Genomic DNA, 15,826 nt, shown 5'->3' with positions numbered 1-15,826 from the left:
ATGTAAAACGTAGCTTCACTTAGCATTGGTTTTAATATGAATTACTTACTAGCTAAATTTGTGTAAGATCTTAAGCGGAAATCTGGAGTTTTTTTCAATGATGGTTGAATGAAAAAATCTAAAGTTGGTATAGTTGTATAGTCAAATGCGAAGGAGGCGTTGCTGTACCAATTTTCTATTTCAACGTTATTCCCAACTACTTCACTAATTATTTTTGCAGAGCAATTATTAGCAATTACTCCTCTAAAGCTAACACGATTTAGATTTTCACTGATATATCCTATCTTTGAATCTAAAACAGCAATTGCAGAAAAGCCATGTATTACGCTATTATCTAATGTTAAAAAACACTTATCTTTAATATAAATTGCTTCTTTTACAAGCCCTTGATTGTTTTCTTGTGTGTTCAATAAAGTAATATTATTTGCAGTTACCTGTGTGGCTTTCTTAGTAAAATCACAGTTTTCTATTTTATCATAATTGTCTATTTCAAAGCATCTAGAGCCTGCAACATCACTTGAAAAAGGATCTCTTATGGCAACACTATTGGTAATCTTAGCTTGGGCTCCTTGAGTAAAATCAAAATCATCATCAGTTGCTCTATATGATATTATGTTGTTTAATGTTGCTTTCCCACCATAACATTCAAAAGAATCATCATTTGAAAAACTAATTTGAATATTTTCTAGTTTGGTCTTATTCCCAACTCCTGCAAGTGATAATCCATTAAGTTCTTTTTGTTCTTTGAGTTTTCTACCAGAATATTCAATGCGTACATATTTTAAAATTCCAGAACTGTCCTCTTCATTAGTTCCACCGTAATAGCTTACTTCTTGATTTAAATTAAAATCTAAGAAACCGATTCCGCCAATCCTATTGATAGGAGCATCACCAAGAATTACAATTCCACCCCAATCACCTGGTTTTCTTGATAAAACATTATTGTTAGAAGTAAAAACAATAGGAGCAGTTTCATTCCCTTCGGCCATTATTTTAGAACCTTTTGTAATTACAAGCGTTCCACAGCTTTCTTTATCACCACGAATAACGGTACCTGCCTCAATAGTTAGTGTTGCTTTGTTCGTAACGTACACAACGCCTATTAATCTATAGGTGTTTTTACGTTGTAAGGTCATGTTACTACTTATAACCCCAGTTAGTATCGTTGTTGCTTCATTATATTCAGTACTAGCGGGTTTGAAATTAGTCCAATTGTTAAACCAGTTGTCTTCTCCTAATATTCCTTTAAGTTGTTGCGCGTTAATATACAAACAAGAAAGTAATAAAAGTAGTGTCATTTTTAGTTTCATAATATTTGTTTTTGTAGGTTCGGTTATCATAAGATATGGAGGTTTTTAACAATCCAAATTTACTTATGATCTGTTAAGACAGACTCTACTTAATATTATGAGTTTATTATAAATAATCAGCGTATGTTATTTTTATGCAACTTAACTTAATTTGTTGCGCTATTTTAAATTTATTTTGTATTAAAAGTGAAATTCTACTTCTAATCAATTAATAATTATAATTTTAAGATATTTTGAGTCAAGGTTAAACTATTGAGACGGTTAATAAATAATAGAAACTTGTTTAAATACAAAACCCTATCAATTGCTTGATAGGGTCTAGAGTGGTATTTAATTTGAAATTAGAATTTCAAATTTACAGCTAAAGTGAAATCATCATTGATTGCTTTGTCACCAATAGTACTAAAGATGCTAGCTGAGTTGTACTCTATTTTATATTTAGTTCTGTCAACAACAACATTAGCAGTCGCTGTATTAGGAGTAGTAGCCAAATCAAAAGTTACAGGCTTAGTAATTCCTTTTATAGTTAAATCAGCAGTTACAGTGTAAAGGTTAGCTGATTTGCTTGCTATTTTTTTGAAAACCAAAGATGAAGTTGCAAATTTATCAGTTCCAAAAAAGTCATCTGCTTTTAAGTGTCCTTCTAATTTTTCTTTTCCTTGACCTGCTTTCAAGTCAGTAACAGTCATTGATGTCATATCAACAACAAAAGAACCTCCAGCTACTTTTTTTCCTTTGAATACAAGGTTTCCGCTTTTAAGATTGATAGTACCTTCATGTGCTCCTGTTACTTTTTTTCCAACCCAGTTGATAGTACTTTTAGATACATCTACTGCTTTTGTTTGAGCGTTTACTGTTACTGTTGTTAGCGCTATTACTGCTGCTAATGCAATTGATTTTAAGTTTTTCATTTTTAGTGTGTTTAAAATTGATTAAAAAAATTATAGTGTAATAAATAAATCCTCATTATATTTTCTCACTTTTTTATAATGCTGTGTTGCATCTTCTTCATGGCGGTATCCTATTGTTGCAAGTAATGTTGCATTTAGACCTAGTTTATCAAGTCCTAATATTTCATTAACCTGAGCAGGGATGAACCCTTCCATAGGAGTAGCGTCAATTTTCAATTCAGCTGCACTGTTTAATAAGTTTCCTAAGGCAATATAGGTTTGTTTTGCTGACCATAAGTTTCTACTTTCTTCTGGCAATCCTACAATATTTCCTTTCATATAATCTACGTACCCTTGAATACTCTCTAACGGAATTTCGCGAGTTTCGCTCATGGTTCTTGCAAAATTATCAATCCCTTCAGCACCAAAGTTTAATTCATTTGCAAAAACAATTAAATGTGAGGCATCTACAACTTGAGCTTGTCCGTAGGCAGCAGGCTGTAATTGAGCACGTAATTCAGGATTCTCTACTATGATTATTTTGTAGGGTTGTAATCCATAAGATGATGCTGTTAAACGAATAGCTTCTTTAAGCGTAGCCAAATCTTCGGCTGTAATTTTTTTTGATGCATCAAATTTTTTAGTTGCATATCTCCAATTCTGGTTTTCTATAAAATTACTCATAATTATTTTTATTTATTGTTTTCTATATTTTTCTAATAAAGCGTTTAACTGTTCAATTTCCTCGGATGTTAGATTTTGAGCAAAAAAACGTTCATGTGCTATTACTTTTGGATCTAATTCTGATAAAACCTCTAATCCTTTTGATGTAATTAAAACTTCTATTTTTCTACGATTATCAGGACAAACTTTTCTAGTTACATATTCTTTTAGTAGCAATTTGTCTACAAGACGAGTAGTGTTGCTCGTTTTGGCAAGCATTCTCTCTTGAATTACAGACATGTTTGCTGGATTTCCTTTTTGACCTCTTAGAATTCTTAACACATTGTATTGCTCACTAGATATTTCAAATGGCTTTAATATTTCATTAAAATTTTCTGTAATCACATTTTGTGTGTACAAAATATTGAGGATAATTTTTTTTGAATTATCCATTGCAACAGTTGATTTTAATATTTCTTCAATTTTCATATTTGTATATATGTAATTTGTTGGTACAAATATACCATTAATTATTGTTGTATATACAAATGTTTTTTAAATTTTTGTTAAATTTTAGTTTTTAAATGGTAAAAGCCGCATTACTAGGAATCAAAAAACTTTCGTTTTGTTTTTTTATATCGTTTGTTTAACTAGCTAGATGAGTATTTGGACGGCTAAGATGTAAGTTTCATCATTTAATTTTTTAATAGATTATTTTTTTTGTTATATTTAGCATTTACTTTAATACTAATGTTTTATGAATGAGGCTAATTACAGCTATGATGAATTGCTTATTTTAGTAAAGCAAAAAGAATTACAACTTCAAACCTTAATAGAAAAAGAATCTTGTAAAAAAAACTTTGAACAATTGATTCATAGCTCACAGGATTTTGTGTGTGTTGCTAATGCCGATTGTTATTTTAAAGAAATAAATCCAGCTTTTGTTGCGGTTTTAGGGTACACAGAACAAGAACTTTTATCACAGCCTTTTCTAAATTTTATTCATCCTGAAGATCTTGAAAAAAGTTTAAAAGAAGTAAAAAGGCTTGGTACGGAAAAAGAATCAATAAACTTTGAAAATCGTTATGTAAAAAAAAATGGTGAGATTATTTCGATTCAATGGATTATTACCGTTTCTCATCAACATGGTCTAGCTTATGGTATAGGAAGAGACGTCACTTGTATAAAAAGAATTCAAGAGCAATTATTAGAGAGTGAAAAATTACTCAATGATGCCCAACATATTGCGAAATTGGGTAGCTGGAGATATGAGTTAGACACCAAAGAAATGTTTTGGTCCAAGGAATTATATACCATTTATGAATTAACAAAAGTCCCTTGTCAAGATCTATATCAGGAATTTTTGAATATTTTTTCATCCCAAGACGTTACTTTTTTTCTTGATAAAGTTAATCTAGCACTCATTGATAAGAAGGAATTTGATTTTGAACGAAAGGTAGTACTATCTAAAAATAATGAAAAATGGCTGTATGCTATAGTTACACCGCAAGTAGACCAATCAGGTAACGTAATTGCTTTTCACGGAACTGTTCAAGATATAACTGAAAAAAAGCGCATCGAATATGAAATTAAAAAACGTGAAAAAGTTGAGGTTGCTCAGCAGATACAATTAATTCAGCGAGAAAGTGATTTAAAATTTAAAAATTACATAGAAAATGCTCCAGATGGTGTATTTGTTTTAGATGAGTACGGTAATTATCTAGAAGTGAACCACGCTGCAACTGTGCTTTCTGGCTATTCCAGAGAAGAGTTGCTCACTAAAAAGTTTGGGGATTTATCCGGAATGGAAAATCATAAGGAGTATTATAGGGAATTTAAAAATTTAGTTGAAAAAGGAGTTGCCAAAAAAGAAATTCAAGCAATTTTAAAAGACGGCTCTAAACGATATTGGCAAGTTGAAGCAGTAAAAATTGCCGAAAATAGGTTTCTAGGTTTTGTAAAAGATGTTACAGAAAAAAAAGCTATTGAAGATAAAATTGCTCAAAACGAACGTCGTTTTAGAGCATTAATAGAAAATAATGTAGACATCATTTCCTTAGTAGATGAGAAATTAAACATCATTTTTAGGAGCGAGTCAGCACAAAGAGTTACTGGATGGTCACATGAAGATTTCGACAATATTTCAGTTTTTAATTTTATTCATCCTGATGATCAAAAAGAAATTCCATATCTATTAAAAAAAGCACTCAGTGAACCAAGTGCGCCCTTTTTTATTTCCTTACAATTGAAGCACAAAAAAGGACATTACATCTGGCTCGAAGGCTATGTAAACAATTTACTGCATGATCCTGATATAGGTGGAATTGTTATTAATTTAAGAGATGTAACATCTACTAAAAAAGCACAAGAATTATTAAATGAGGAACGAAATAAATTTCAAAAAATTGCCGCAACTTCACCGGGTTTAATATATTCCATGAGACAAAATAAAGACCAATCGTTGTCTTATACGTATGCTAGTAATGCCATTCAAGAAATTTATGGATTTCATTTTGAAGATATTGAGTTTGATACTTCAAAACTATTTGAGCGCATTCATCCAGATGATATTAATGATGTTATTGATAAGATAAAAATAACCAAAACCAAATTAGTACCACTCAAGACACAGTATCGATATTTTCACCCGCAAAAAGGTTTGGTTTGGCATGAAGTTAACTCATTACCAGTATTGGAACCGGAAGGGACTGTAATTTGTCATGGTATTATTACAGATATCACTGATCGAATTCTAGCTGAACAAAAAATCATTAAAACCAATAGATTGTATTCATTTATAAGTCAAATGAATCAAATGATTGTGCGTACTACAGATGAGCAAACTTTATTTAGAGAAGCGTGTACAATTGCTGTTGAAATAGGTAAGTTTAAGCTGGCATGGATTGGTATGATTGATCCAGTTAGTGAAAAAGTACTTCCTGCCATGGTTGCCGGGGAGCATCAAAATTATGTTTCTGTAATTAAGACAATTTCTACAAATAAAAATATTCCTGCCGGTCAGGGGCCTATAGGAAGATCGGTTAATGATAAAAAGCATGTAGTTTGCAACAACATTGAGACTGATTCTTCAATGAACCTTTGGAAACAAGAGGCATTGGGTAGAAATTACAAATCTCTATTGGCTATCCCTATTAAGAAGTTTGGAAATGTAGTAGGAGTCATTACATTTTACGCTGGTGAGATTAATTTTTTTGATGATGAAGAGATTACATTACTTATCGAGGCCACAGAAGATATATCTTTTGCACTTGAAATTTTTGAAAAAGAAACATTAAGAAAAAAAGCTGAGGAAATAATTTTTGAAAGTGAACAACGCTACCATACCTTAACAGAGGTTTCTCCTGTCGGTATTTTTAGAACTGACCCTACAGGGTATACCACGTATGTAAACCCATACTGGAGTCAATTATCAGGCTTGTCATTTCAAGAAGCATTAGGAAATGGATGGTTTAGGGCGGTGCATCCGGATGATATAGTTAATCTTGCAGGTCGCTGGAATAACGATACAAAAAAATTAAGTTCTTCATTTTCTGAGTATAGATTTGTACGCCCAGATGGATCAATATCTTGGGTAATGGGCAAGGCTATACCAGAGCGAAATGTAAAAAATGAAATACAAGGTTACATAGGGACAATTACTGATATCACCGAGCGTAAACTTGCTGAGTCTGAAATTTTAAAAGAAAAACAGCTTTCCGAGGTTGTTATAAATAGCCTTCCTGGAATTTTTTATCTTTACGATGAAAAAGGGAAATTTGTAAAATGGAACCAAAATTTTGAAGAAATAACGGGATACAATGAGGAAGAAATTTTGAATATGAGTCCGCTTGATTTCTTTGATGACGATCAAAAAAAGAGACTCGCTCCCCGAATACAATCTATATTTGATACCAAACAAGGCAATTCTGATAAAAATAGTGAAGGTTTTGAACTTGAATTCTTTACTAAGTCTAAAAATAAAATTCCGTACTATGTAAACTCAAGATGTATTTCATACGAAGGTAAAAAATGCATCGTAGGGATGGGAGTAGATCTTACCGAGATTAAAAAAGCAGAAGAGAAAATTAGAGCTGCCAATGAGCGTTTTGAAATGATCTCAGCAGCTACAAATGATGCTGTTTTTGAAGTCAACTTAATAACAGGTGAAAGCTGGAATAATCAAGCATTTATTGATTTGTTAGGTTTTGGTAGCACAGTTGCAAATGGTGTCAATAATATGATTGTTTGGCGTTCAAAACTGCATCCAGATGATAGAGATAGGGTTGTCAAAAAACTAGAAGATTCATACGCTGGAACTACAAATAATTGGTCTGATGAGTTCAGGTTCATGAAAGCTGATGGAACCTACGGAATATTTTTTGACAGAGGTATAATAACCAGAAATGAAGATGGTAAAGCGGTCCTACTCAATGGAGCATTAACGGAAATTACTGAATTAAAGAATATTAAAGAGCAGCTTGTAAACAGTGAAGAACGCTATAAAAGTTTGATAGAGCAAGCCTCAGATGCAATTATGATCAGTAATAGCAAAGGTAAATTACTAGAAGTTAATGAAAGTGCTTGTAAAATGCTAGGCTTTACAAAAGAAGAATTATGTACTAAAAACTTTAAGAATTTATACATTACAGATGAGCTTGTCAAAAAACAATTAATTTTCAATGAATTAATAAATACAGATCAAACATTGATGGAGTGCAATATGTTGCACAAAAATGGTGCTTCTATTGCAGTAGAGATCACCGCTAAAAAAATTGTAGATGGTAGGATTGTAGCCATTGTAAGGGATGTAAGTGAGCGTAAACAAATTGATGATGAGTTTATGCGAATGCACAAAAAAATGGAGGCTATACTTGGCGCCATTCCAGATATGCTTTTTGAAATTAATCTTGATGGCAAAATTTTTAATTATCATTCCCGAAGAGACGATTTACTTGCTGTACCACCAGAATATTTTTTAGATAAAAAGTTTTCGGATGTGCTGCCTGAATCTGCCTCAAACATAATTCTTGAAGCTATTAATGAAGCTTCGGTAGATGGATTTTCAGCGGGTAAGCAATACATTCTTGAGTTAGCTCAAGAAACACATTGGTTTGAACTTTCGGTTGCACCAATGAAAGAAAATTTAGATAACGAAATTCACTTTATTTGCCTGTGTAGGGATATTACTAAAGCGAAACAATCTGATATTGCATTCTTTAAAAGTGAAGAACGATACCGCGGATTATTGAATAACCTTGATGCAGGAATTATGGTATACAAACCTGATACCTCCATTATTGTAAACAATCAAAAAGCAAATGAATTATTAGGACTAACAGATGAAGAGTTGAAAGGCATTTCTACTTATAATAGAAATCTTACTCTTTATGATGAATTTGGAGATGAATTGTTAGTTGAGAAATATCCAGTAAACCAAATTATTTCAACTAAAGCGTCCTTAAAAAACTTTAAGATGGGTGTAGTTCACACCTCTAGAAAAGAACCAATATGGGTTTTGGTAAACGGGTATCCTGACTTTGATCACTGTGGAGATATCAATGAAATTGTAATTAGTTTTATGGATATAACAGATCAAAAAGTGCTTGAAATGGAACTCCTTAAAGCTAAAGAATTAGCTGAAGCTGCAAACAAAGCCAAGACAGATTTCTTAGCTAATATGAGTCATGAAATTAGAACACCCTTAAATGGTATCATAGGATTTACACATTTATTAATGAAGTCTAATCTTAAGAAAAATCAAGCGGAGTATATGACCACTGTCAATGAATCTGCTACTTCATTAATGGATATTGTAAATGATGTTTTGGATTTCTCCAAAATTGAATCGGGTAAACTAGAATTGAATCTTGAAAAAGTAAATCTGTTTAAACTAACAAATCAAGTAATAAACTTGTTTAAGATTCAGGCCATCAAAAAAAATATTAACTTAATCCTTGATATTGATAAAGCAGTGCCACAATACATCATTGCGGACTCTGTTAGACTCAAGCAAATTTTAGTAAACTTGTTAAGCAATGCAATAAAGTTTACTCATTTTGGAGAAATTAGATTGGACATTAGTCAAATTGATAAAAATAAAAAACAATCAGCAACAATTAAGTTTTCGGTTAAGGATACTGGTGTTGGGATTAAAACTTATAATAATGAAAAAATATTCAAATCCTTTGTACAAGAAGACAATTCTACAAATAGAAAGTTTGGTGGTACAGGATTAGGATTGGCTATCTCAAATCAGTTGCTGGCATTAATGGATAGTAAGTTAGAATTGATCAGTAAATATGGGGATGGTAGTGATTTTTACTTTGTGGTCAAATTTACAAGAGCGAGTTTCAAAAATGATTTAGACACACTAATTATTCCTAAAAATAATATCGTAACTAGCTTGCCGGAATGTATTTTAGATGATAAGAGAGTTTTAATTGTTGAGGATAATAAAATCAATATGTTGCTAGCTAAAACATTAGTGAAAAGAATCATTTCTAATTGTCAAATTTTTGAAGCCAAAGATGGTAACGAAGCTGTGGAACTTTATGAAAAAGAAAGACCTGATGTAATTCTTATGGACATACAAATGCCTAATAAAAACGGTTATGAAGCCACTGATGAGATTAGAAAATTTGAAAACTCTCAAGACATCCCTATCATTGCCATTACAGCAGGAATCATGGTAGGGGATAAAGAAAAATGTTTTGAAGCCGGAATGAATGATTATCTTCCTAAACCAATAATTCAAACAGATTTAGAGCGTGTTTTGCAAGCTTGGTTAAAAAAATAACTTTCATCAATGAGGTTCTCAATAAAAAAGGTATTTGAACAGTCAAATACCTTTTTTATTGATTACATATTAAGTTACAATATTAATAGTAATGCATATTTTTTTAGGTAGTACTATGTGGTGCAATTGAATAACTAGCGTCATATAAAAGCGCATCTTGAAGTTTTTCAATGGCCACTACTGAGTGACTTACAATGACAATTTCCTGGAAGTTTGTATTTATTGAAACTTGAACTACACCTTCAATTATAGTTAATTTTGATTCTATTGTTTTGGCACAGGTGGAGCAAGTAACTCCGTTTAATTCATACAAGTTCACAATAACATTCGTCTTTTTTTCAAACATAAAAAACAACTCAGAGTTTGCTCTTGGCGCAACAGAATTTCTTGCTATTTCCATTTTTTGAATTCGGAAAGCATTTTCAAAAAGGCTTTCATATTCTTTTTGGCTTCCGCCAAAGGGAGGTCCAGCTTCAAAATTTCTATTGAAAAATAGTCCTGCTAAAATTCCGTTTTTTGCCAGCAGCTGATGCATTTTCCAAAGGTATTTTTGCCTCATAAACGGTGGAATAGCACAAAAGAAGGTTTGCTCAATAATACAATCATACTGACCAGAATGTGTAAAAAAATCACCTTGAATAATCTTTATGTTTGGATTGTTAGCATGTTTTTTTGTTAAGGCTGCCACCGGTGATGGTGCAATATCTATAACGGTAATGTTACTAAAACCATTTGCTAAAAGATATTCAGCCTCATAACTATTACCGCAACCCGGAATCAAAATACTACAGTCTTTATTGGTTATAGTATTTATAAATTCTTGAAGTGGTGGTGCTATGGTTCCCAAATCCCATTTTGTAGTTTGTGCAACATATTGCGATTCCCAATAATTTGCATCTATGGGTTGCTCGCAGCTAACAATGCAACATTTTAAATCAGACATAGTTTTATTATATCAAATCAAATGATTTATCATTTTGACATAAATCAAAATGAATCAATTGATTATAGTTTATTGTTATTTTAATATTTTACTTTGGCAAACAAAATCTGTTTTGGGAATATTCGTTTTTGCAATGGCGTTAAATCCCCCTTCAATTTCGGTAAAGTTTCTAAAACCGCGAGCTTCAAGGATAGAAGCTGCAATCATACTGCGGTATCCTCCAGCACAATGAATGTAAAAATGTTCTTTTGGGTCAATATCTTTAATCCAATCATTTATAGCAGCAAGTGGTTTATTATAAGCATCGTCTACGTGCTCTGCGCTATATTCAGTCTCTTTTCTTATATCAACGATTTTGCTTTCACCTATTTTTACTTCTTGTTCAAATTGTGCTGCCGAAATTCTATTAATTGTATCTATTTCATTTCCAGCATTCACCCATGCATCAAATCCTCCTTCAAGATGGCCTAATAAATTGTCAAACCCTACACGACTCAATCGTGTTACTGTTTCTTCTTCTTGTCCTACTTCACAAATTATCAATATAGGTTGTTGTACATCAGCCACTAGCGCACCTACCCAAGGTGCAAAATCACCATCTATACCTATGTTTATTGATTGCGGGATAAATCCTTTTGCAAAAACACCGTTTTTACGAGTATCAAGAAGTAATGCACCATTTTCTTCGGCAGCAGTTTCAAATTCTCTAGGAGTTAGTGCTCGCATTCCTAAATTCAATACATTTTCAAAACTATCGTACCCTTTTTTATTCATGGCTACATTCATACCAAAATAAGCTGGTGGAGGCAATAAACCATCTGTAACTTCTGCAATAAATTCTGCTTCGGTCATGTTTGCTCTTAAGGCGTAATTAGTTTCTTTTTGGTTCCCAATGGTAGAAACGGTTTCTTTACTCATGTTTTTACCGCAAGCACTTCCCGCTCCATGTGCGGGATACACAATAACATCATCAGCCAAAGTCATAATTTTATCACGTAGAGAATGGTACAAAGTAGCTGCAAGTTGTTCTTGTGTCATGTGTGCTGCTTTTTGAGCCAAATCAGGTCTTCCAACATCACCTATGAATAAAGTGTCACCAGAAAAAATGGCATGGTCTTTTCCGTTTTCATCAATAAGTAAAAACGTAGTACTTTCCATGGTGTGTCCTGGAGTATGCAACACCTTGATTGTCAAATTTCCTAAAGTAAAAATTTGGCCATCCACCGCAGAGACACATTCAAATTCGCAAGTAGCATTAGGACCATAAACAATAGGTGCATTTGTAGCACGACTTAAATCTAAGTGTCCTGAAACAAAATCAGCGTGAAAATGCGTTTCAAAAATGTATTTCAATGTTACACCATCTCTTTGTAATCTTTCAAGATATGGCTGCGTTTCTCTAAGCGGGTCTATAATGGCAGCTTCACCATTAGAAGTAATATAGTAAGCACCTTGCGCTAAACATCCTGTATATATTTGTTCTATTTTCATTTTTATAATTTATTTAGAGTACAAATGTACTTCTGTTTTTTAGTATTAACAGTGATATTTGTTACATAAAGTTTTTATTTAAAGAAAAATTCTTTGGTAATAATGTAGATTCCCATAACAAGAACAAACCATCCAAATATAGGTTTTAGTTGTGCTCCATCTATTTTTTTTGAAAGCTGCAAACCAATGATCATTCCTATGAAGGCCATTCCCGATATTAAAAAAAGAATTGTATAATTTATGGGTGTACCAATGTATAGATCTCCACCAAAACCAATACTGGAATTGATGAAAATTATTAATAACGAGGTTCCTACTGCTTGTTTCATAGGTAAATTTGCAAAAAATAAAAGAGCAGGTATAATTAAAAATCCTCCACCAGCTCCCAGAAATCCTGTTACAATCCCGATGAGAAATCCAATGCCACTCAGCTGTAGATAATTAGTTTTAGTTGAAGCTATTACTACTGGTTTAGATTTTCTTATCATGGCTAAAGCCGATGCAATCATTAAAACCGAAAAAACAGACATAATTAGAACATTTTTTGAAACTTGGTAAGAAGCAATCGTAAATAGGGTTGAGGCTATGTTAGGGAATATTACTTCACGAATTATTAATATTGACATTACTGATGGTATGGCAAAATACAATGCCGATTTGATTTTTAAATTACCCATTTTGTAATGACTAATGCAGCCAAATAATGCCGTAACGCCCACAATAAAAAGGGAGTAACTTGTTGCAATTTCAGGGTCTATTTTAAAAAGGTACACTAAGATAGGTATAGTAAGTATGGAGCCACCACCACCAATTAATCCCAGTGAAATTCCAATTATGATAGACGCTATATAACCAATAATTTCCATAAATAGAGGTATTGAAGAGTAAACTATTCTCCTGTAAAATTATTTAGAAAGTAGTTCAATATTATTACGATGAAGCAACACAATTCCTCTTTGTTCCATTTTTTTTAACAATCTAGAAATTACTTCTCTTGAGGTATTTAAATCAGATGCTATTTCTTGATGCGATAGTTTAAGCTCTTTACATCCGCAAGAAGTAGCGTTGCGTTGCAAATAAAATTCTAATCGTTCATCCATAGCTCTAAAGGCAATGCTGTCAATCACTTCAAGAACTTCTTCAAATCGGCTTCTGTAAGTATCAATAACAAATTCGTACCAGCTTCGGTGTTGCATCATCCATTTATCCATCAATGGCAACGGAATCATAACTAGTTCAACATCTTCAACAACAAGGGCCATAATTTGACTTTTTTCATTTTTAGTAGCACAAATCATAGAAATAGCACAAGCTTGTCCTGGTTGTAAATAATACATGAAAAATTCTCCTCCATTTTCATCCTCTCTATAAATTTTTATTTTTCCTTGAATAACCAGTACGGTACTTTTTATATACTGCCCCGTTCTCATAATTACAGATCCCGCTGGATACGTTTGTATGACTGCATTTTTTTCTATTTCTTGAACTAAATCAGTTGAGAAGGATTGGAAAATTTTTTTTAGGGAGTCAATCATTTTTTAGGATTATATATTTTTTATAAAGGTAATCTAAACGCAAAAAATATCCATAGTTTTCAAGAGAATATTAAGATTAAAATACTCATTAACAGATTATTAAAATCAATATTCCTATAGATTTTATAGGCTTTAAAAAGTTTGGTTTATTGATTTGATTATGAATATTTTACGCAATCGTTTTCTTAGGATTAATATCTAATTAACAATTAATTCAATAATTGTTTGATAAAAACATCGTATTTTTACAAAAAAGAACACTATGAATTTAACACAAGAAGAGTGGGTTTCTCAATATGAGGCCGACGAAAATACAGTAATTTTAGACGTAAGAACTGAAGATGAATTCAATGATGGTTTTATAGCTAATGCCATAAATATTGATATTCACAGAGGACAAGATTTTGTAACTGCCATTGAAGCTTTAGACAGAGATAAAAAATATTATGTTTATTGCAGGTCTGGTATGCGTAGTGCTAAAGCTTGCGAAATAATGAATCAGTTGGGTTTTGAGAATACCTATAATTTATTAGGAGGTATTTTAGATTGGGAAGGAGCGGTAGTAACGCCTTAATTTTTTGAATGGCATGCGCTTGCTAGTTTCTAATTTTAAAACCTTAAAAAATGAATGTGATTCCCGAAGAATATCAGATTAAAAGTTTATTAAATCAAGACACCTATCTTGTTGATGGTGAATTAAAAAAGTGGGAGGGACAAACTACAGCCGTTTTCTCAACCATTTCTTCTACTCATGAATATGGACCTACTATTCTGGGGTCAATTCCATTTATGGGTGAAGAGGAAGCAAATGAAGCGGTACAAGCAGCAAGTAATGCCTACAACAATGGCCAAGGACTATGGCCAACCATGAAAGTATCGGATCGTATCAAGTGCATGACAAATTTTGTCAAGCAAATGAAAACTACTCGTGCCGAAGTAGTGAAATATTTAATGTGGGAAATAGGCAAGTCACTACCAGATTCTGAAAAAGAGTTTGATAGAACCGTGGAATACATTTATGATACTATTGAAGATTATAAATTATTAGATAGAAATTCATCCCGATTTACTAAAAGTCAAGGTGTAAATGCCATGGTGCGTCGTGGGCCGTTAGGGGTAGTATTGTGTTTAGGACCTTATAATTATCCATTAAACGAAACTTTTTCATTGCTAATTCCTGCATTGATTATGGGTAATTCTGTAATTTTTAAGCCAGCAAAACATGGAGTTCTTTTAATTTCGCCCTTGTTAGAAGCTTTTAGAAATAGTTTTCCAAAAGGTGCCATCAATATCATTTACGGTAGAGGTCGTGAAGTAGCTTCGCCAATTATGAAATCTGGGAAAGTGGATATTCTGGCGTTGATAGGGAATAGTAAATCAGCTATAGCACTTCAGGATCAGCATCCAAACAAAAACAGATTGCGATTAATATTAGGACTTGAAGCAAAAAACCCAGCCATTATTTTACCAGATGCTGATCTTGATTTGACGATTCAAGAATGTATAGCGGGTACATTATCCTTTAATGGACAGCGTTGTACAGCATTAAAAATAATATATGTTCATGAAAGTATTGCTGATGAATTTAACACTAGGTTTGCTGCCAAAGTTGATGCTCTCGCTTTTGGGAATCCTTGGGACAACGGGGTAATGTTAACTCCTTTGCCAGAAAAGGAAAAGCCTGCTTACATACAGGAGTTAATTGATGATGCAATTAAAAATGGTGCTACTATCCTCAATGAAAAAGGGGGTGAGCATATGCCAAATTATATTTTCCCAGCAGTATTGTTTCCGGTGAATAAAGAAATGCGAGTGTACCATGAAGAGCAATTTGGTCCAGTTGTTCCTGTGATGACTTTCAAGGATATTCAAGAGCCATTGAACGATATGGCTGAGTCTAATTATGGTCAGCAAGTAAGTTTATTTGGTAGGGATATTAAAACCATTGCACCATTAATTGATAGTTTGGTAAATTTAGTATGTAGAGTAAATTTGAATAGTTCTTGCCAAAGAGGTCCTGATGTGTATCCGTTTACAGGTCGTAAGGATTCTGCGGTGGGTACTTTGAGTATTCATGATGCGTTGCGCTCGTTCTCCATTAGAACCTTTGTTGCCTCAAAGGATAATGAGTATAATAATGAAATATTACAAGCATTATTAAATAGTAAAGAGTCAAATTTTGTGAACACTGATTATAC

11 protein-coding genes are annotated in these 15,826 nt (G+C 32.6%); 3 read left to right on the top strand and 8 right to left on the bottom strand.

Annotated elements, in window-relative coordinates; translation table 11 throughout:
* Positions 1-41 precede the first annotated feature (41 nt).
* From FPG59_RS07840 to FPG59_RS07825, 4 genes are all read right to left on the bottom strand, one after another.
* On the bottom strand, positions 42-1,310 hold the full coding sequence (locus tag FPG59_RS07840) for a hypothetical protein (RefSeq protein WP_086454062.1): 1,269 nt from the start codon (positions 1,308-1,310) through the stop codon (positions 42-44).
* A gap of 341 nt (positions 1,311-1,651) precedes the next feature.
* On the bottom strand, positions 1,652-2,221 hold the full coding sequence (locus tag FPG59_RS07835) for a YceI family protein (RefSeq protein ID WP_086454061.1): 570 nt from the start codon (positions 2,219-2,221) through the stop codon (positions 1,652-1,654).
* Positions 2,222-2,251: 30 nt separating this feature from the next.
* Positions 2,252-2,884 (bottom strand): NAD(P)H-dependent oxidoreductase, encoded by a 633-nt coding sequence (locus FPG59_RS07830; RefSeq protein ID WP_086454060.1) that lies wholly within the window; start codon positions 2,882-2,884, stop codon positions 2,252-2,254.
* Positions 2,885-2,896: 12 nt separating this feature from the next.
* Positions 2,897-3,352 carry a MarR family winged helix-turn-helix transcriptional regulator gene (locus FPG59_RS07825; protein ID WP_086454059.1) on the bottom strand — a complete coding sequence of 152 codons (456 nt, stop codon included), beginning with the start codon at positions 3,350-3,352 and terminating at the stop codon, positions 2,897-2,899.
* Between the two features lie 268 nt (positions 3,353-3,620).
* Between FPG59_RS07825 and FPG59_RS07820 the strand changes: the two genes are divergently transcribed.
* On the top strand, positions 3,621-9,659 hold the full coding sequence (locus FPG59_RS07820) for a PAS domain S-box protein (protein ID WP_086454058.1): 6,039 nt from the start codon (positions 3,621-3,623) through the stop codon (positions 9,657-9,659).
* Positions 9,660-9,762: 103 nt separating this feature from the next.
* Here FPG59_RS07820 and FPG59_RS07815 read toward each other — a convergent pair whose 3' ends face one another.
* The 4 genes from FPG59_RS07815 to FPG59_RS07800 form a co-directional block, all read right to left on the bottom strand.
* Positions 9,763-10,602, bottom strand: coding sequence for a methyltransferase domain-containing protein (locus FPG59_RS07815; RefSeq protein WP_086454057.1), 840 nt, complete (start codon positions 10,600-10,602; stop codon positions 9,763-9,765).
* A 75-nt stretch (positions 10,603-10,677) separates the two neighbouring features.
* Entirely contained in the window at positions 10,678-12,093 is a 1,416-nt protein-coding gene (locus tag FPG59_RS07810; protein WP_086454056.1) for a rhodanese-like domain-containing protein, read from the bottom strand.
* Positions 12,094-12,167: 74 nt separating this feature from the next.
* Complete coding sequence (locus FPG59_RS07805) at positions 12,168-12,959, bottom strand: sulfite exporter TauE/SafE family protein (RefSeq protein WP_086454055.1); 792 nt, start codon at positions 12,957-12,959, stop codon at positions 12,168-12,170.
* Between the two features lie 39 nt (positions 12,960-12,998).
* Positions 12,999-13,628: a Crp/Fnr family transcriptional regulator gene (locus FPG59_RS07800; protein ID WP_086454054.1), complete on the bottom strand. Its 630-nt coding sequence runs from the start codon at positions 13,626-13,628 to the stop codon at positions 12,999-13,001.
* A gap of 262 nt (positions 13,629-13,890) precedes the next feature.
* Here FPG59_RS07800 and FPG59_RS07795 point away from each other — a divergent pair, with 262 nt between their 5' ends.
* Positions 13,891-14,202: a rhodanese-like domain-containing protein gene (locus FPG59_RS07795; protein ID WP_086454053.1), complete on the top strand. Its 312-nt coding sequence runs from the start codon at positions 13,891-13,893 to the stop codon at positions 14,200-14,202.
* A 50-nt stretch (positions 14,203-14,252) separates the two neighbouring features.
* Positions 14,253-15,826 (top strand): NADP-dependent glyceraldehyde-3-phosphate dehydrogenase (locus FPG59_RS07790; RefSeq protein WP_086454052.1); only part of this gene is annotated, 1,574 nt, incomplete at its 3' end.

The organism is Flavobacterium sp. FPG59, assembly GCF_002150205.1.
In the GTDB taxonomy this organism is placed as follows: Bacteria; Bacteroidota; Bacteroidia; order Flavobacteriales; family Flavobacteriaceae; genus Flavobacterium.
This window is presented reverse-complemented; position numbering and strand designations above follow the sequence as displayed.

Bases quoted from the DNA above. Each gene is read 5' to 3' on its own strand.
- FPG59_RS07810 (WP_086454056.1), bottom strand. From the start codon at position 12,093: ATGAAAATAGAACAAATATATACAGGATGTTTAGCGCAAGGTGCTTAC.
- FPG59_RS07840 (WP_086454062.1), bottom strand. From the start codon at position 1,310: ATGAAACTAAAAATGACACTACTTTTATTACTTTCTTGTTTGTATATT.
- FPG59_RS07815 (WP_086454057.1), bottom strand. From the start codon at position 10,602: ATGTCTGATTTAAAATGTTGCATTGTTAGCTGCGAGCAACCCATAGAT.
- FPG59_RS07820 (WP_086454058.1), top strand. From the start codon at position 3,621: ATGAATGAGGCTAATTACAGCTATGATGAATTGCTTATTTTAGTAAAG.
- FPG59_RS07805 (WP_086454055.1), bottom strand. From the start codon at position 12,959: ATGGAAATTATTGGTTATATAGCGTCTATCATAATTGGAATTTCACTG.
- FPG59_RS07835 (WP_086454061.1), bottom strand. From the start codon at position 2,221: ATGAAAAACTTAAAATCAATTGCATTAGCAGCAGTAATAGCGCTAACA.
- FPG59_RS07795 (WP_086454053.1), top strand. From the start codon at position 13,891: ATGAATTTAACACAAGAAGAGTGGGTTTCTCAATATGAGGCCGACGAA.
- FPG59_RS07830 (WP_086454060.1), bottom strand. From the start codon at position 2,884: ATGAGTAATTTTATAGAAAACCAGAATTGGAGATATGCAACTAAAAAA.
- FPG59_RS07825 (WP_086454059.1), bottom strand. From the start codon at position 3,352: ATGAAAATTGAAGAAATATTAAAATCAACTGTTGCAATGGATAATTCA.
- FPG59_RS07800 (WP_086454054.1), bottom strand. From the start codon at position 13,628: ATGATTGACTCCCTAAAAAAAATTTTCCAATCCTTCTCAACTGATTTA.